This window comes from Brevundimonas sp. (genome assembly GCF_046299535.1).
Lineage (GTDB): Bacteria > Pseudomonadota > Alphaproteobacteria > Caulobacterales > Caulobacteraceae > Brevundimonas.
Genome location: NZ_JBKBIB010000010.1, coordinates 18,070 through 35,311, shown reverse-complemented (window position 1 = coordinate 35,311; position 17,242 = coordinate 18,070). Strand labels below are relative to the sequence as shown.

19 protein-coding genes are annotated in these 17,242 nt (G+C 68.9%); 16 read left to right on the top strand and 3 right to left on the bottom strand.

All coding sequences use genetic code 11. From position 1 onward, the window contains the following. Positions 1-98: 98 nt before the first annotated feature. The gene (locus tag ACK4FB_RS09740) at positions 99-1,550 is read right to left on the bottom strand and encodes a sigma-54-dependent transcriptional regulator (RefSeq protein WP_409751217.1); all 1,452 of its coding nucleotides are present in this window, start codon (positions 1,548-1,550) and stop codon (positions 99-101) included. Between the two features lie 97 nt (positions 1,551-1,647). Beyond that, positions 1,648-3,414, bottom strand: coding sequence for a DUF4153 domain-containing protein (locus ACK4FB_RS09735; protein ID WP_409751215.1), 1,767 nt, complete (start codon positions 3,412-3,414; stop codon positions 1,648-1,650). Positions 3,415-3,524: 110 nt separating this feature from the next. On the opposite strand from ACK4FB_RS09735, the gene ACK4FB_RS09730 reads away from it, so the two are divergent. The 12 genes from ACK4FB_RS09730 (at position 3,525) to ACK4FB_RS09675 (ending at position 13,799) form a co-directional block, all read left to right on the top strand. Further along, the gene (locus tag ACK4FB_RS09730; RefSeq protein WP_409751212.1) at positions 3,525-5,327 is read left to right on the top strand and encodes a M3 family oligoendopeptidase; all 1,803 of its coding nucleotides are present in this window, start codon (positions 3,525-3,527) and stop codon (positions 5,325-5,327) included. A 79-nt stretch (positions 5,328-5,406) separates the two neighbouring features. After that, on the top strand, positions 5,407-5,664 hold the full coding sequence (locus ACK4FB_RS09725) for an aa3-type cytochrome c oxidase subunit IV (protein WP_409751209.1): 258 nt from the start codon (positions 5,407-5,409) through the stop codon (positions 5,662-5,664). 88 nt (positions 5,665-5,752) lie between these two features. Further along, a complete protein-coding gene (locus ACK4FB_RS09720; RefSeq protein ID WP_409751206.1) occupies positions 5,753-6,886 on the top strand; it encodes a Re/Si-specific NAD(P)(+) transhydrogenase subunit alpha in 1,134 nt (377 codons plus the stop codon). 214 nt (positions 6,887-7,100) lie between these two features. Next, entirely contained in the window at positions 7,101-7,418 is a 318-nt protein-coding gene (locus tag ACK4FB_RS09715; RefSeq protein ID WP_292103913.1) for an NAD(P) transhydrogenase subunit alpha, read from the top strand. Then, complete coding sequence (locus ACK4FB_RS09710; protein WP_409751203.1) at positions 7,415-7,708, top strand: hypothetical protein; 294 nt, start codon at positions 7,415-7,417, stop codon at positions 7,706-7,708. Before ACK4FB_RS09715 ends, ACK4FB_RS09710 begins: the two co-directional genes overlap by 4 nt. Next, a complete protein-coding gene (locus tag ACK4FB_RS09705; RefSeq protein WP_409751200.1) occupies positions 7,705-8,067 on the top strand; it encodes a hypothetical protein in 363 nt (120 codons plus the stop codon). The genes ACK4FB_RS09710 and ACK4FB_RS09705 overlap by 4 nt, the downstream gene beginning before the upstream one ends. Positions 8,068-8,091: 24 nt before the next feature. Continuing rightward, the gene (locus tag ACK4FB_RS09700) at positions 8,092-9,507 is read left to right on the top strand and encodes an NAD(P)(+) transhydrogenase (Re/Si-specific) subunit beta (RefSeq protein ID WP_409751198.1); all 1,416 of its coding nucleotides are present in this window, start codon (positions 8,092-8,094) and stop codon (positions 9,505-9,507) included. A gap of 174 nt (positions 9,508-9,681) precedes the next feature. Further along, complete coding sequence (locus ACK4FB_RS09695; protein WP_409751195.1) at positions 9,682-10,176, top strand: PAS domain-containing protein; 495 nt, start codon at positions 9,682-9,684, stop codon at positions 10,174-10,176. Then, on the top strand, positions 10,176-10,742 hold the full coding sequence (locus ACK4FB_RS09690) for a sensor histidine kinase (RefSeq protein WP_409751193.1): 567 nt from the start codon (positions 10,176-10,178) through the stop codon (positions 10,740-10,742). Before ACK4FB_RS09695 ends, ACK4FB_RS09690 begins: the two co-directional genes overlap by 1 nt. A 168-nt stretch (positions 10,743-10,910) precedes the next feature. Beyond that, entirely contained in the window at positions 10,911-12,146 is a 1,236-nt protein-coding gene (locus tag ACK4FB_RS09685; RefSeq protein ID WP_409751190.1) for a PQQ-dependent sugar dehydrogenase, read from the top strand. 84 nt (positions 12,147-12,230) lie between these two features. Then, the gene (phbB, locus tag ACK4FB_RS09680) at positions 12,231-12,956 is read left to right on the top strand and encodes an acetoacetyl-CoA reductase (protein ID WP_409751188.1); all 726 of its coding nucleotides are present in this window, start codon (positions 12,231-12,233) and stop codon (positions 12,954-12,956) included. A gap of 48 nt (positions 12,957-13,004) precedes the next feature. Next, positions 13,005-13,799, top strand: a complete 795-nt coding sequence (locus tag ACK4FB_RS09675; RefSeq protein ID WP_409751185.1) for a DUF4908 domain-containing protein — start codon at positions 13,005-13,007, stop codon at positions 13,797-13,799. Here the strand turns inward: ACK4FB_RS09675 and gloB are convergent. After that, entirely contained in the window at positions 13,796-14,539 is a 744-nt protein-coding gene (gene gloB / locus ACK4FB_RS09670) for a hydroxyacylglutathione hydrolase (RefSeq protein ID WP_409751182.1), read from the bottom strand. The genes ACK4FB_RS09675 and gloB overlap by 4 nt on opposite strands. 46 nt (positions 14,540-14,585) lie before the next feature. Here gloB and ACK4FB_RS09665 point away from each other — a divergent pair, with 46 nt between their 5' ends. The 4 genes from ACK4FB_RS09665 to ACK4FB_RS09650 are packed head-to-tail and all read left to right on the top strand — an operon-like array spanning position 14,586 to position 17,241. Further along, complete coding sequence (locus tag ACK4FB_RS09665) at positions 14,586-15,353, top strand: class I SAM-dependent methyltransferase (RefSeq protein WP_409751179.1); 768 nt, start codon at positions 14,586-14,588, stop codon at positions 15,351-15,353. Positions 15,354-15,362: 9 nt separating this feature from the next. Beyond that, positions 15,363-15,878, top strand: coding sequence for a SixA phosphatase family protein (locus ACK4FB_RS09660; protein WP_409751176.1), 516 nt, complete (start codon positions 15,363-15,365; stop codon positions 15,876-15,878). A 5-nt stretch (positions 15,879-15,883) separates the two neighbouring features. Then, positions 15,884-16,216: a DUF952 domain-containing protein gene (locus ACK4FB_RS09655; protein WP_409751173.1), complete on the top strand. Its 333-nt coding sequence runs from the start codon at positions 15,884-15,886 to the stop codon at positions 16,214-16,216. Then, positions 16,213-17,241, top strand: a complete 1,029-nt coding sequence (locus tag ACK4FB_RS09650; protein WP_409751170.1) for a quinone-dependent dihydroorotate dehydrogenase — start codon at positions 16,213-16,215, stop codon at positions 17,239-17,241. Before ACK4FB_RS09655 ends, ACK4FB_RS09650 begins: the two co-directional genes overlap by 4 nt. The last annotated feature ends 1 nt before the right edge of the window (position 17,242 follow it).

Genomic DNA, 17,242 nt, shown 5'->3' with positions numbered 1-17,242 from the left:
ACCCCCCGGTTCAATGACCGTCTAACGCGGCAATTGCGGCGATTCCGTCGCGGCATGATTGCAACCGGCTAATTCTTGCGTGGTGTCGCGATCAGGTTTCAGCCGGTTTCCTTGAGAACGCCTTCCAGCCCCTGTTCGCGGACCTTGCGATAGAGGGTGGAGCGGCCGATCCCGAGGCGCCGGGCGATCTCGGACATGTGGCCCGCATAGACCTCGATGGCGTGCTGGATCAGGTCGCGCTCGATGTCCTCCAGCGTGCGCAGGTGGCCCTTGTCGTCGATGATGCGCACCGGGGCCTCGGGCAGGTCCAGATCGGACAGGGCGTGTTCGGCGGCCGGGGCGCCGGACGCGGCCTCCGTCTCGGGCAGGGGCGCGGCCACGCCGGAGATGGCGGGGAAGTCGTGGGGCTGCAGCCACGGCCCGTCCGCCAGGACGATGGCGCGATAGACCGCGTTCTCCAGCTGGCGCACATTGCCGGGCCACTCGAAGGCGGTCAGCAGGGCCAGCGTATCGGGCGCGGCGCCGGCCACCCGCTTGCCTTCCTCGGCGTTGAAGCGGGCGACGAAGTGATCGATCAGGGCCGGAATGTCCTCGCGCCGGGCGCGCAGGGCGGGGGCCTCGATGGGGAAGACGTTGAGGCGATAGAACAGGTCCTCGCGGAAGGCGCCGGCCTTCACCTGGGCCTCGGGGTCGCGGTTGGTGGCCGAGACGATGCGCACGTCCACCTTGACCGGGCGCCTGGCGCCGACCGGGTCGATCTCGCTTTCCTGCAGGGCGCGCAGCAGCTTGACCTGCATGTCCAGCGGCAGCTCGCCGATCTCGTCCAGGAACAGGGTGCCGCCGTCCGCCTCGCGGAACTTGCCCGGGGTCTTGTCGACCGCTCCGGTGAAGGCGCCCTTCTCGTGGCCGAACAGGATGGATTCGATCAGATTGGCGGGCAGGGCGCCGCAGTTCACCGCCACGAAGGGCTTGCCGGCGCGGTCGCTGGCGCCATGCAGGGCGCGGGCGATGACCTCCTTGCCGACGCCGCTCTCGCCGGTGATCAGGACCGGGATGTTGGATTTCGCAGCGCGGGCGCCCAGCGCCTTGACCATGCGCATGGGGGCGCTGTCGCCCACCAGATCGTCGAAGGAGGTGCGGCCCGCGACCTGACGCCGGACGCGGCCCACCTCGGCCACCAGATCGCCCATCTGCAGGGCGTTGCGGATGGAGATGAGGATGCGTTCGGGGCTGGCGGGCTTGACGAAGAAGTCCTGGGCCCCGGCCTGCATGGCCTTGACCACCGTGTCGATGCCGCCGGACGCGGTCAGGATGATGACCGGGGCGCGCACGCCCGCGGTGCGCATCTCGGCCAGGGTCTCCATGCCCGACAGGCCCGGCATGACCATGTCCAGCAGGACCACATCGGCGCCGCCGCCCTTCGTCATGCGGTCGATGGCCTCGCCGCCGTTTTCGGCGTGGACGACGTTGTAGCCTTCGCGGTCAAGGACCGCCTGCACCAGCCTGCGCTGGGTCGGGTCGTCGTCGACGACCAGCACCGTCTTGGCCATGGGAGCCACCCTTCATCATCAACCGTACGGCCGTCCTCGTTGATCGGGACTGGCTCGTTTCGGGACGGTTTTAGGCCGAAGGGGGTGAAGATCGGGTTTAAGGAGCGCAGTCCACGCGGGGGGTGAGGGGGATGCGGGCGCCGTCCACTGCAAGATCGGGCAGAGGCGACGGGACGAGGGTCAGGCCGCCGCGCAGCAGGTCGCGGGCGTCCAGCCTTCGGGGCCTGCAGGCGTTGACCTCATAGCCGCCGATCTCGCGCCAGCCCTCGCTGATCCGCTGATACACGGCCAGGCGATAGGCGTTGGCTACAAGCCATTCCATCTGGCCATCGCCATTCAGATCACGGGCGGCGGCGAGACAGCCGCCTTCACTTCTGCAGCTTGCGCGCTGGTCGCCAGGTGCGGGGTCATCGAGGAAGTTCTCGGGCAGGGCTGGCGAGCCGGGCAGAACCTCGATCGTGAGCCCGGGCGCGATCTGATCGAGGGTGTAGCGGTCCGCGACGTGGCGCGCCTCGCTGGCCCGCCGGGCGACTTCGGGGTCATCGGACTGCGAGAGCCGCTCCAGCGCGCGCAGGCCCGAACGGCCCGCATCGAAGCGCAGGAAGGCGTAGTCGAAACGCTCGGCGGAGACCCGGCCGCTCTCCAGACGCCGCATCTGGTCGGCGACGGACAGGCGGGCGGGGTCGGCGATGGGCGTGAACAGGGCAAGGATTGCGAGGACGGTGGCGACGGCGGCGATGACGTTGGTGCGCTCAAGCGGGCGCATCCAAGGTCCGGGCTTCACGGCGGCGAAGGCGTAGCCCGCCGCATAGACCACGCCAAGAAGCACGCAGGTCAGGGCGATGATCCGCTCCGGCGTCAGTCCGTGCTGGCCGATGCGCAGCGCCATGCCCCACAGGGCCAGCCCCATGAGCGGCGCCAGCAGCACGCCCGCGATCCGCGCGGCCCATTGCAGCATAGCGGGCGGCGCCCCATCGGGCTCGCCGTCCTGATAGGCGGCGTTGATGAGGATGATCAAGGCCGCGGCCGCCAACAGCATCAGGCCCGTGCCGTAACCTTCGTCCCACAGCCGGCCCACGCCCGCGAAGGGCAGGACCAGGATGAAGGCGGCGGTGATCAGGGTCATCACCGGCATCAGCCAAGACAGCAGCATCAGCACCACGGTGCGCACGCCGCGGATCAGACCATCCTTGACGTCGGTCAGGTGCACGGCGGCCGAGAAGGTCAGGGTGGTGACCGGAATGGAGAACCAATCCTGACGAATAAGATCGCTCAGGAAGTCGATGCCGATCACGTTGAACAGCCCGGCGCCCAGGAACAGCAACAGCCAGAAGGCGCCGGTGAAGGCGACGGACAGGGCCAGCTGCACGCCTGCCTTCCACGCCGTGTCGAAATAGGCGGGATAGGGCGCGATCCACCGCCGCGCCCGGTCGGCGGGCAGGATCAGATGGTGGGCGATGAACAGCATGACCGCCGAGGCGATGAAGACCACGGGCGAGGCCAGGGGCTCGTTCAGCCCGTTAGGCCGCACGCCCCAGATCACGCTCCACCAGCCCATGAGGGCCAGCACCGCCGCCGCCGTAGCACTCCAGATTAGCAGGGTCCGAAGCCGCATCCGGCCGACGGCGCCCAGCAGGACGACCGGCAGCCAGGCGAAGACCAGCACCAGCGGCGCAAACAGGCCGGGGACGGTGGCCGGCCACAACATGCGAAGTTCGTTGGTGGCCCACAGCTGGCGAGCAAGCGAGAGATAGAGCAGATAGAGCGCCAGTCCCTGGACAACGCCGATGGCCAGCCGGATCCAGCCCAGACGCCGGGCGTCCGGTTCGCGCTGCGCGATCTCGTTGGCGCCGAAGATGGTCATGGCGTCTTCCCCGTCTTTCCGGAGCATCTGGCCTGAAATCGGCGCGAAGCGGAAGGGGATTGACGCGAACCGGGTTGCGCCCCGCCGTCCGCGACCCCACACCTTGAGCCATGAACGCCCCCTTCAAGCCCGATGCGGCCCCGACCGAAGCTCCCCTCTGGGATCTGTCCGACCTCTACGCCTCGCCCACGGACGACCGGGTGGCGGCGGATCTGGAGGCGGGCCGCAAGGCGACCGCCGAGCTGAATGCGATGGAAGGCCAGCTGGAGGCGGCGCGGACCGACGCCGCGACGCTGGGCGAGCGACTGGACCGGGCGATCACCCTGTATGAGCAGGCGTCCAACCACTTGGGCGCGCTGGGGGCCTATGCCTTCCTCGCCGCATCAACCAATCGCGAGGACGGCGCCGCGCAGGGGTTCGAGGCGGACATCCGCCAGAAGGTGACCACCATCGCCGCCGAAACCCTGTGGCTGACGCTGGAGATCAACCGGCTGGAGGAGGCCGAGCTTGAGGCCGCGCTGACCGCCCACGAAGGGGCCGCGCGCTGGCGGCCGTGGCTGCGCCGGGTGCGGGCCAGCAAGCCCCATGAGCTGTCGCCCGAGCTGGAGCGCTTCATCGCCGAGCGCATGCCCGCCGCCATGCAGTGGCCGCGCCTGTTCGACGAGACCCTGGCGGCGCTGCGGGTGACGGCGGGCAAGGATGAGCTGACCCTGGCCGAGGCGCTGAACCGTCTGTCGGATCCCAAGGCGGACCGGCGCAAGGCGGCGGCCGAGGGCCTGGACGCGGCCCTGGCGTCGCGGGCCACGACCATGGCGCTGGTGCTGAACACCGTGGCCCAGGAGAAGGCGCTGGAGGACCGCTGGCGCAAATTCACCTATCCGGCCCAGTCCAAGCACCTGATGAACGAGGTGGACGGCGAGGCGGTGGACGCCATGGCGGCGGCGGTAGCCGAGGCCTATCCGCGCCTGACCCACCGCTATTATGCGCTCAAGGCCAGGGCCATGGGCCTGAAGCAGCTGAACCAGTGGGACCGCAACGCGCCCATAGAGACCACCGCGCCGCGCGGGTTCGACTGGGGCCAGGGGCGGGCCATGGTGCTGGACAGCTTCAATGATCTGGGGGCCGAGTTCGGCGACCGGGCGCGGGCCTTCTTCGACAATCCGTGGATCGACGGGCGGGCGCGGGCGGGCAAGCAGTCCGGCGCCTATGCCCATCCGGTGACGGCGGACCGGCACCCCTATGTGTTCATGAACTGGATGGGCGAGCGGCGCGACGTGCTGACCCTGGCCCACGAACTTGGCCACGGGGTGCATCAGACCCTGGCGGCGGACCAGGGCACGCTGCTGGCGGACACGCCCCTGACCCTGGCCGAGACGGCGTCCATCTTCGCCGAGGGCCTGACCTTTGATCGGCTGCTGGCGACCGCCCCGGAGAAGGAAAAGCGCGGCCTGCTGGCCGGGCGCATCGAGGACGGGTTGAACACCGTGGTGCGCCAGATCGCCTTCCACCGGTTCGAGACGCGCTTCCATGACGAGCGGGCCCGGGGCGAGGTGTCGGTCGCCCGCATCGGCGAGATCTGGATGGAGGAGATGGGCGCGAGCCTGGGTCCCGCGGTCAAGCTCAACGATGGATACGAGCACTGGTGGGCCTATGTGAGCCACTTCGTGCACTCGCCCTTCTATGTATACGCCTATGCGTTCGGGGACCTGCTGGTCGCCGCCCTGATGGAGAAGCGGCGCGAGGACCCGGAAGGCTTCGCGCCCCTGTACCGCGAGCTTCTGGCCGGTGGGGGGACGCGGACCTATGTGGAGGCGCTGAAGCCCTTCGGCCTGAACCCGCGCGACCCGGCCTTCTGGGCCACAGGCTGCCAGCGGCTGGAGCGGCTGATCGACGAGTTCGAGGCGGTGGCGTGACGACACACCGCGCTTGAGCCGCGCGCCGCCCTCGGTATAAGGGCGGTCAGATTCTCGTTTGCCTTCGAAAGATCATCGCATGGCCGCCGACACCAAAGACGCCGATCACGACGCCGAAGCCTATCTGAAGGGCACGCAGGAGATCACGGAACAGGTCGCCACCTGGGACCTGTTCATGGGCCTCTCCAAGTGGGGCTCGCTGGTCATCGCCGTGGCGGTGCTGTTCTTCACCATGTGGTTCATGCCCAACGGCGGCTTCTTCCCCGCGCTGATCGCGTCGGTGGTTCTGGCCGTCGCCGGCTGGTGGTTCCTGCGCAGCAAGCCTGCTGATCACTAAGAGTTATTCTGGCGGGCCCGGCCTTTACGGGCCTTTCTGAAACGTCCTAACGTTCCACTGCTCTGAAACAAAAGGCAGGGGGATTCGCTTGGCCGTCGCCATAGCCGTGACGCGCGAGCGCCGTGAAGGCGAACCGCGCACCGCCGCAACACCCGATACGGTGAAGAAGCTGACCGCGCTCGGCGCCTCGGTGCTGGTCGAGGCCGGCGCCGGGCTGGGCTCGTCCATTCCCGACGCCGACTATGAGGCCGCGGGCGCCCGGATTGCCCGGGACTCCGGCGCCGTGTTGTCCAAGGCCGACATCCTGCTGAAAGTTCGCGGCCCCACGGCGCAGGAGATCAGCGCCCTGAAGCCCGGCGCCATCGTGGTCGCCCTGCTGGACGCCTACCGCGAGAAAGACACGGTCCAGGCCATGGCCAAGGCCAACGTCACCGCCTTCGCCATGGAATTCGTGCCCCGCATCAGCCGGGCCCAGGTGATGGACGCCCTGTCGTCCCAGGCCAATCTGGCCGGATACCGGGCGGTGATCGAGGCGGCTCACACATACGGCCGCGCCTTTCCCATGATGATGACGGCGGCGGGCACCGTCGCTCCCGCAAAGGTGTTCGTCATGGGCGCGGGCGTGGCGGGGCTGCAGGCCATCGCCACGGCGCGGCGTCTGGGCGCGGTGGTCAGCGCCACCGACGTGCGCCCCGCCGCCAAGGAGCAGGTGGAGAGCCTGGGCGCCAAATTCGTCGCGGTGGAGGACGAGGAGTTCAAGGCCGCCGAGACGGCGGGCGGCTACGCCAAGCAGATGTCGGCCGAGTATCAGGCCAAACAGGCTGAACTGACCGCCACCCACATCACCAAACAGGACGTGGTGATCACCACCGCCCTGATCCCCGGCCGCCCGGCGCCCCGGCTGATCTCGGCCGCCCATGTGGCCTCCATGAAGCCCGGCTCGGTGCTGGTCGACCTGGCGGTGGAGGCGGGCGGCAATGTGGAGGGCTCGAAGCCGGGCGAGGTGGTGAAGACCGCCAACGGCGCCAGCATCGTCGGCTGGTCCAACCTGCCGGGCCGCATCGCGGCGGACGCCTCGGCCCTGTACGCCAAGAACCTGCTGGCCTTTGTCGGGTTGCTGGTGAAGGACGAGGCCTTGGCCCTGGACCTGGAGGACGAGATCCTCAAGGCCGCCGTCGTGACCCATGGCGGGGCCGTGGTGCACGAGGGGGTGAAGGGGTGAAGGCGCTGGATCACCCCCTGCACCTGATCGGCATCGCGCTTGGCCTCGTCGGCGCGGCGCTGGCCTTCTGGCGCCAGGATCTGATCGGCGACGAGTTCCCCATTCTGGTGGCTGGCGGCCTGGCTTTCTGGTGCGCTGCGATCTCGCCCGCCGCCTCGGGTTGGAGCCCAGGGACGACCCGGCCGCGCCGCATAATCATAAGAGGACCCGATAGATGGAAGCTGTCGACCCCACCGTATTCCGCCTGGCCATCTTCGTGCTGGCGATCTTCGTCGGCTACTATGTGGTCTGGAGCGTGACGCCGGCGCTGCACACGCCGCTGATGGCGGTCACCAACGCCATTTCCTCGGTCATCATCGTCGGCGGGCTGATCGCGGCGGCCGCCGTTTCGGAGGCGTCCGGCGTCAACGGCTGGATCGCCAAGGGCGCCGGCGTGGCGGCCGTGACCCTGGCCAGCGTCAACATCTTCGGCGGCTTCATGGTCACCCGGCGCATGCTGGCCATGTACCGCAAGAAGGAAAAGAAGGCTTGACCGGCGACGCGGCCCAGATGGCCGCGACGGGCTCGTGGGTCGCCACGGGCCTGGGCATGGGCCTGTGGGTCTATGGCTGGCTGGGCGAGAAGAACCCCATCGCCAAGATGCGGTTTCACGACGCCGGCATGGTGCTGGTGTTCTCGTCCATCATCGTGCGGGTGCTGATCCAGGACCGGGCCATGACCTGGTTCGACTGGGTCCTGGTGGTGATTGCGCCGCTGTTCATCGCCGCCGCCCTGTGGCGGCTGAAGCGGACCGGCGGCATGACGAATTCGGAGGATAGATGAGAGTTGCGTTGATCATCGCGGTGCTGGCTGTCGCCGGCGTCGCCCAGGCCCAGGCCACGCGCCAGACCGGCGAGGGCTATCAAGGCGCGCACTTCGCCGTGGCGGCGCCGGGGGGCGCCAGCTGGACGCTGAACTGCGGGTTTCCGCCCCACCAGATGGCCGGGGCCGGGACGGTCAACCGCTTTGACCTCGAGGGTCAGGGCCGCGCCGCCGGGCGTCTGCCCACGTACCGCGCCTGGTGCGCCCTGACCAAGACGGGCGGCGAGGGGCCGGTGGGCTTCGCCCTGGTCAAGGACGGAACGCCTTCCGCCGCCGGCACCAACGATCCCGCCGAACCGGCGCGGGTCGAGATATTCTGACAAGACCCAGAGGGGGACGCCGTCATGAACGCATCCATCGCAGCCCTGGCCTATCTGGCGGCCGGCGTCCTGTTCATCCTGAGCTTGCGCGGGCTGTCGAGCCCGGAGACCAGCCGCCGGGGCAACACCTTCGGCATGGTGGGCATGGCCCTGGCCATCGGCGTGACCCTGCTGACCCTGTGGGGGACGCGGGCGCTGGACGGGCTGACCCTGGCGCTGATCGCGGGCGGGGTCGTGGTCGGCGGCGGGCTGGGCGCGGTGATCGCCAAACGGGTGCCCATGACCTCCATGCCGCAGCTGGTGGCTGCCTTCCACAGTCTGGTGGGCATGGCGGCGTGTCTGGTGGCGGTGGGGGCGGTCTATGCGCCCGTGGCCTTCGGCATCGACGACGGGGCGGGGGGCATCAAGACCCTGTCGATCATCGAGCTGGGTCTGGGTCTGGCCATCGGCGCCATCACCTTCACCGGCTCGGTGATCGCCTTCGCCAAGCTGAACGGCAACATGTCGGGCACGCCGATCCTGCTGCCCGCGCGGCACCTGATCAACATCGGTCTGGCGGCGGGACTGGTGGTGCTGATCGGCATCCTGATCGCCACGGGCGGCACGGCGGTGTGGGCGTTCTGGGGCGTATTCGTAATCGCCCTGATCCTGGGCGCCACCCTGATCATCCCCATCGGCGGGGCGGACATGCCGGTGGTGGTGTCCATGCTGAACAGCTACTCCGGCTGGGCGGCGGCGGCGCTGGGCTTCACCCTGGAGAACATCGCCCTGATCATCACCGGCGCCCTGGTGGGCTCGTCCGGCGCGATCCTCAGCTACATCATGTGCAAGGGCATGAACCGCAGCTTCATCAGCGTCATTCTGGGCGGCTTCGGCGGGGATGCGGCGGCGGCGGGCGCCGGCCACGTGGAGACCCGGCCGGTCAAGCAGGGCTCGGCCGACGACGCGGCCTTCATCATGAAGAACGCCTCCAAGGTCATCATCGTGCCGGGCTACGGCATGGCCGTGGCCCAGGCCCAGCACGCCCTGCGTGAAATGGCCGACAAGCTGAAGGAAGAGGGCGTGGAGGTGAAATACGCCATCCACCCCGTCGCCGGCCGCATGCCGGGGCACATGAACGTGCTGCTGGCGGAAGCGAACGTGCCCTATGACGAGGTGTTCGAGCTGGAGGACATCAACTCGGAGTTCTCCAGCGCCGACGTGGCCTTCGTCATCGGCGCCAACGACGTCACCAACCCGGCGGCCAAGACCGATCCCCAGTCGCCCATCTTCGGCATGCCCATCCTGGACGTGGAGAAGGCGGGCACGGTGCTGTTCGTCAAGCGCGGCATGGCGGCGGGTTATGCGGGTGTCGAGAACGAGCTGTTCTTCCGCGACAACACCATGATGCTGTTCGCCGACGCCAAGAAGATGGTGGAGGGAATCGTGAAGGGGCTGTGACCGGGGCCTGCGGAGCGATCTCCGGGGCGGCATTAGCCAGATTAATCCGTTTGCAGCCCCGATCCGTGATATCCTTCACGGAATACGAGACAATGTAGCCGACGCCCTCGCGTCGAACCCGCCCGGGGAAGGCTTTCGCTTCGCGAGCCTCCGAACGCGGGGAAAGGGACAGCCATGGCTGCCCGCACGCCTTCCAATACCGAAAGTTCGCTCAGCCTTGGGTTGGCCGTCATTCGATCATCGCCGACGCCGGTCATCCTGCTGGGCGCCGACCTGACGGTGGTCGCCGCCAGCGCCTCGTTCTGCGACGCCTTCGGCGTAGATCCGGACACGGTCGCCGGCGCGCTCATGCCGAGCCTGGGCGCCGGCGAATGGCGCTCGCCCCAGCTCCAGGTCCTCCTGGCCGCCGCCGCACGCACCGATGTGGCGGTGGACGCCTACGAGATGAACCTGGATGTCCCGACGCACGGCATGCGGTGTGTCGTCATCAGCGCCCGGCGTCTGGTGACCGATGAGGAGAACATCCGTCTGCTGGTGGCGGTGACGGACGTGACCGACCTCCGCGCCGCCGACAGGCTCAAGGACAATCTTCTGCGGGAAAAGGCCATCCTGTTGCAGGAGGTCCAGCACCGCGTCGCCAACAGCCTCAGATCATCGCCAGCGTCCTGATGCAGAGCGCGCGCAAGGTGCAGTCCGAGGAAACCCGGTTTCATCTGAAAGACGCGCACAGCCGGGTGATGTCCATCGCGACCCTTCAGCAGCAACTGGCCGCCTCGCGCCTGGGCGATGTGGAGCTCCGGTCCTATCTGACCCAGCTGTGCCGCAGCATCTCGGCGTCCATGATTCCTGATCCCGAGCGCCTGACGCTGGAGGTGGTCGGCGACGACAGCGCAACAAGCGGAGACATATCCGTCAGTCTGGGACTGATCGTGACCGAGCTGGTCATCAACGCCCTCAAGCACGCCTATCCCGGCGGGCGGGGCGGCCGGATCCAGGTGTCTTATGGCGCCGACGCGCAAGGCTGGACCCTGGCGGTTCAGGATGACGGGGTGGGGATGCCGAAAGGAACGGGCAAGGTCACGCCCGGCCTGGGCACCAGCATCATAGAGTCCCTGGCCCGCCAGCTGAACGCGACGGTCAAGGTCGAAACCGGCAAGGGCGGCACGGTGGTTTCCATCGTGCATGTGATGGCCGAACCGAGCGCGATCCCCGATCAGGCTCGTCCACTGACCTGAACGGGGTTCGCTCCAGCGCGCGGCCGCCGTTCCGGGAAACGGCGGCGCGAAGTGAACCCTGCCACTGGGATGTCCGCTCTTGCATCGACCGGGCATGCGCGGTTCTGTCGCCGGAACGGCAGCGCTTTGACCGCGTTGCCTCAAGACCATCACATGGGGAGTTTCATCATGCGCCTGTCCGCCCTGACCGTCGCCGTATCCGTCTTCGCCCTGGCCGCCGCGTGCGGCGGGAATGGGGAAACGGCTTCCTCGCAGGCCAACGGCGGGACGCCGGTCGAGAGCAATCCGCCCAACGCCGCCAACCAGCAACCAGCCTTTGAAGGGCAGACACGCGCGCCGGGCGTCCAGACCACGGTGCGGATGACCAGCGAAACCGTGGCCGAGGGGCTGGAGAATCCCTGGGGTCTGGTTCCGCTTCCAGGCGGCGGCTTCCTGATCACAGAAAAGCCGGGTCGTCTGCGGCTGGTCAGCGCCGAGGGTGAGATCGGCGAGGCGATCGCCGGGGTTCCCCAGGTCGTGTCCGACCGCCAGGCCGGGCTGATGGACGTGCAGTTGAGCCCGGATTTCGCCGGCGACCGTCTGGTGTATCTGAGCTTTTCCGAGCCCCGGCAGGGGGGCAATGGCACCGCCTTGGCGCGGGGTCGCCTGAGCGACGACGGAACCCGTCTGGAGAACGTCCAGACCATCTTCCGCGCCATGCCCACCTACGACAACTTCATGCACTACGGCTCGCGCATCGTGTTCGATCGCGAGGGGCGGGTTTATCTGACGCTGGGCGAGCGCTCGTCTGTTGAAACGCGGGACCAGGCCCAGGATCTGGGCTCCCACTTCGGCAAGATCGTGCGGGTCAACGCCGACGGATCGGTTCCGGCGGACAACCCGTTCGTGAACCAGGACGGCGCCCTGCCGGAGATCTGGTCGTGGGGGCATCGCAACGTCCAGGGCGCGGCCCTGCATCCGGAGACCGGCGAACTGTGGGCCGTCGAGCACGGCGCGCGGGGGGGCGACGAAATCAACATCGCCCGCGCCGGTGAAAACTACGGCTGGCCGATCGCCGCCTACGGGATCGAATATCGCGGCGGAGCGATCGGCGAGGGCGCCACCACGGCGCCGGGCACCGTCCAGCCGATCTACTATTGGGATCCCTCCATCGCGACGGGCGGAGCCGCGTTCTATCGCGGCGAGATGTTCCCGGACTGGAACGGAAACCTGCTGGTGACGGCCCTGGCCGGCCAGCATCTGGCCCGGCTGGTGCTGGACGGCGACCGGGTGGCGGGCGAGGAGCGCCTGCTGACCGGACTGGGCGAACGCATCCGTGACGTGGCGGTGGGCGACGACGGTGCGGTCTATGTGGTCACCGACGAGCAGAACGGCCGCCTGGTTCGACTGCGGCGAGCGGACTGACCGTCTTCACCGGCCCTGCCGGGCGGGCTAGAACAATCACGAGCGGCCCGGAGACAGGGCGGCCGAGGGACAGAGGAAACGCATATGACGCGAGTGGCGATGGTCACCGGAGGCACCCGGGGAATCGGCAAGGCGATTGTTCAGCGCCTGAACGAGGACGGGTTCAGGGTCGCGGCGGGCTATTCCGGCAACACAGCCGCGGCCGAGGCGACGGCGGCCGAACTGGGCGTCATGGTGGTCAAGGGCAACGTCGGCTCCTACGACGACTGCGCGCGCGCAGTGCAGGAGGTGGAGGCCGAGCTGGGGCCCGTGGACGTGCTGATCAACAACGCGGGGATCACCCGTGACGGGTTCTTCCACAAGATGAGCCCGGACCAGTGGTCCGATGTGATCCGGGTCAATATGGACAGCGTGTTCAACATGACCCGACAGGTGATCGGCGGCATGCGGGACCGGGGCTTCGGCCGGATCGTCAACATCTCCTCGATCAACGGTCAGAAGGGTCAGGTCGGCCAGACCAACTATTCCGCCGCCAAGGCGGGCATGATCGGTTTCACCAAGGCTCTGGCTCTGGAGAACGCCCGCAAGGGCGTGACCGTCAACTGCATCGCGCCGGGCTATATCGACACCGAGATGGTGGGCGCCATGGACCCCAGGGTGCTGGAAGGCATCGTGGCTCAGATTCCCGTGGGAAGACTCGGAAAAGGCGAGGAAATTGCCGACATGGTGTCGTGGCTCGTGGGCGAGCGTGCCGGATATGTCACAGGGTGCACCCTTTCCCTGAACGGCGGTCAGTATCTGGTGGGCTGACCCGGCCCCGCCTAAAATCCGCCTTTGCGGCGAGTCATCTGATTGAGAATGTTCGCGGAACCCCGGATCAGCGCTGCGCTGCCGCCGACGATGCTCGCCCTGGCGTGTGTCGTGGCCAGCGTCGGCGTGCTGGGTTTTCCGGGCCCCGCCGACGCCCGGATGCAGCCGCGCGGCAACGCCCAGTTCGAACAGAGCCAGGGTCTGCGGGAACGCCCCGTCCACGCCCTGGCTGCGCCCGGCCGCTATGTGACCGAGGGCGGCGAGGCTTTCATTCTGGATCATTCCGGGTCGCGCCCGCTGCTGCGTTTCGACGACGCCGCTGAAGTCTGGGTGCTGCGCGCCACCCCTGCGCCCCGCGGCGACATCCTTTACCGCAACGATCAGGGCGACGTGGTGCTGCGGTCGACCTCTTCAGGGGGGCTGACGCTGTACACGCCGCGCGCGCCCATGGGCGAGCCGGCGTCGCAAGCCGGGCCGGGCGCAAGCCTGCGCCGACCGCCCCTGTCGCCGATCCAGCTGGTGAACTTCATGGTGCGACAGAGCGAGGTGGCCAGCCGTGCCGTGGGCCATCTGGTGATCTTTGAGGCCGAGGAGATCTCGCCGGGCTCCGAAACCCTGGTGGCCGAGGCCGCCGCCGTGGCCGTGGAGGCGCTGACCCGCATGTCGCGCGCCTCCAATCTCAGGGACCAGGCCCGGCAGGTGCGCCGGATCGTCATCACCGAAGGCGCGCGGAACAATGCGGAGTTCTCTGGGGGCGCCCTCATCATCACCGTGTCGCCCCGCGAGGGGCCGGCCGGCCGGCCCTCGTCGGCGCGGGTGGTGCGGACACTGGCGGGCCGCTAGCCTCGAAACTGGTCCTTGGCGGCCCTGAGCGCGGCGAAGGCGGCGGCGTCAGGCGCGCGCAGGAACGGATTCAACTGCTTTTCGCGGCCCATCAGGGTGGGCGCCGTGGGTCGCCCCGCCTCGCGCAGGGCGAGGATGTCGCGGACGTGCGCCTCGAGCGCGGCGCGTCTGTCCCCGTCCGGTTCGTCCAGGCTCAGGACAAAACGGGCGTTGGCCTCGGTGTATTCATGGGCGCACCAGACCCGGGTGTCATCGGGCAGGGCGGCCAGCCGGGTCAGGCTGTCGAACATCTGCTCCGGGGTTCCCTCGAACAGGCGACCGCACCCAAGGGCGAACAGGGTATCGCCCACAAAGGCCTCGCCGCCCCGCCGGTCGATGAAGACGATGTGGCCCAGGGTATGGCCGGGCGTGTGGATCACGTCGAAGCGCGTCTCGCCCAGATCGATGTGATCGCCGTCGCCCAGCACCTGATCAAGCGCGACCACCCGGGTCGATTCCTCCGGCCCGACGATCCTGCAGCCGGTTTGCGCCTGCACCGCCTCCGCGCCCTGGGTGTGATCAGGGTGCCAGTGGGTGTTCAGGATAACGTCCAGCCGCTTCCAGCCCGAGGCGGCCAGTTCCGCCAGCACAGCCGCGGCGTCGGGGGCGTCGACGGCAGCGACCTGACCGGACACGCGGTCCCGCGCCAGATAGCCGTAGTTGTCGCTCAGGCAGGGAAACTGTCGGATGTCCAGGGGCATGACGGCACTCTAGCAGGCCATCCCTGCGGGAGCCTATAGTGGCCCCATGCGCCGCAGTGTCGATGATCTGAAAGCCTTCTACGGCGAACCGGCCGGCGCCCTGGCGCGGCGGCTGGTGGCGCGGCGGCTGGATGACGCATGGGGGGAAGCGGCCAGTTGCGACGTCCTGGGCATCGGTTACTGCACGCCCTGGCTGGGGGCCTTCGTGGGGGCGCGGCGGGTGGCGGCGGCCATGCCGGGCGGGCAGGGGGGCGAGCGCTGGCCCTCGGTCGGGCGCAACCGCACCTTGCTCGTGGACGACCAGCGCCTGCCCTTCGCCTCGGGGTCCTTTGACCGGGTGTTGATGATCCACGCGCTGGAGGAGGCCGACCACGCGCCGGCCGTGCTGGCCGAGGCGGTGCGGGTGATGGCTCCGGCCGGCCGGGTCATTCTGGCGGTCGCGTCGCGAGGCGGGCTGTGGGCCCGATCGGAGTCCACGCCGTTCGGCCATGGCCGGCCGTTCAGCCGGGGCCAGGTGGAGGGTCTGCTGCGGGATGTGCAACTGGAGCCCCTGGCCTGGTCCCAGACGCTCTATGTGCCGCCATGGAAACTGTTGCTGGGGGCCGCCGAAGGATTCGAGCAGATCGGGCGCATGCTGTTTCCCGCCGCCTGCGGCCTGATCCTGGTGGAGGCGGCGCGGCGCAGCTACGCCCCCCGCAAGGTCAGCGGGGGCGCGGCCGTTCCGGTGGAGGCGGCCCTGTCCAGGGGCCTGCTGGGGCCGCGTCCGGCCTCCCGGGGCGCCGGGCGGTTGGACGGCGGCGGCGAACCCGCCTAAATCGACCCCATGCGTCAGCTTATTCTCATGCGTCACGCCCAGGCTGTGGGCGCCGCCCCGTCAGGCGGCGACCGCGAACGCGCGCTTAGCCCCGTGGGGCGCAGCGAGGCGACCCTTGTGGGCCGGGCCCTGAAAGACCGGGGCGTGTGTCCCGACCTGGCCATCGTATCGGCTGCGCGGCGCACCCGCGAAACCTGGACGGGCGTGGCTGAAGGGCTGGGGATCGACCCCGCGCCCCCGTGGCTGGAACTTGAGGCTGCGCTCTACAACGCCGACGCCGCGATCCTGCGGCGACATGTGGAGCGCGCAGAGGAGCGGTGCGAAAGCCTCATCCTGATCGCGCACAATCCGGGGGTTCATCAGCTGGCGTTCGACCTGCTCAGCGACGGCGGGGCCTCGGACCAGCTTCTGGACCGGGTGCGGACAGGCTTCGCTCCGGCCACGGCGGCCCTGTTTCTGGTGGATGCCGCAGGGCGCTGCACCTACGACGGAATCATCCAGCCGGACGGGACCGACAGGGCGTGACGCCGGTGTACAAGATCCTGGACGCCGACGAGTGGGCGGCCGTGCCGCGGGACGGCGCCTGGAGCGGCTCGGACGCGGATCGCGCCGACGGCTTCATTCACCTGTCCACCGGGGCGCAACTGCACGAGACGGCGCGCAAACACTATGCGGGCCGGGACGGCCTGATGATCCTGACGCTGGACGCGGACCACCCGCCGCTGCAGGCCCTGATCCGGTGGGAGCCGTCCCGGGGCGGCGACCTGTTCGCGCATATCTATGGCGCGCTGCGCGCGGAATGGGTGCTGGCCGCGCGGGCGGCGAAGGTCAGCGAAGACGGGCGTCTGGAGATCGCGCAATGAGCCTTGATGATTTCGGCGCGGCGGCCCTGCGGCGCATGGATCCGGAAACCGCACACCAACTGGCGCTGGCGGCGCTGAAGGCCGGGCTGGGCGGGCGCCATGATGCGCGCGACGCCGTGCTGGCGACGCGTGTGGGGCCCCTGAGCCTGCCCAACCCCGTCGGTCTGGCGGCGGGCTTCGACAAGAACGGCGAGGCGTTGCACGGCTTGGCGCGCGGGGGCTTCGGCTTTGTGGAGTGCGGCTCGGTGACCCCGCGTCCGCAACCCGGCAATCCGAAGCCGCGCCTGTTTCGCCTGTCGGAAGATCGCGCGATCATCAACCGCATGGGGTTCAACAATGCGGGTCTTGAGGTCTTCGCCCGCAACCTGGCGCGCCGTCCCGAAGGCGCGGTGATCGGCGCCAATCTGGGAGCCAACAAGGACACGGACGACAAGGCGGCGGACTATGTGACCGGGCTGCTCCGGCTGCGCGGTCTGGCGGATTATTTCACCGTCAATGTGTCATCGCCCAACACGCCGGGTCTCAGAAACCTGCAGGGGCGGGCGGCGCTGGACGACCTGCTGGGGCGGCTGGCCGAGGCGCGGGGTCCTGAACCGCTTTTCCTGAAGATCGCCCCGGACCTGACGGAAGCAGAGATCGTCATGATCGTGGAGGCCTGCGTGGCCCACCGCATGGACGGGCTGATCGTCTCCAACACGACGCTGGACCGCCCCGACAGCCTGCGTTCGGCGCAGGCAGGCGAGAGCGGGGGGCTGTCGGGCGCGCCGCTGCGGGACAAGGCGCTGACGACGCTGGGCTGGGCCCACGGCGTGTCCCGCGGGCGGCTGGCGCTGATCGGGGTTGGCGGCATCGCCTCGGGCGCGGACGCCTATGCGAGAATTCGCGCCGGCGCTTCAGCCGTGCAGCTCTATTCGGCGTTGATCTATGAGGGGCCCGGCCTGGTCATGAGCATCCGGCGCGATCTGGCGGATCGGCTGAAGTCGGATGGTTTCGGCTCGGTTCAGGAGGCGGTCGGGGCGCGTTGAA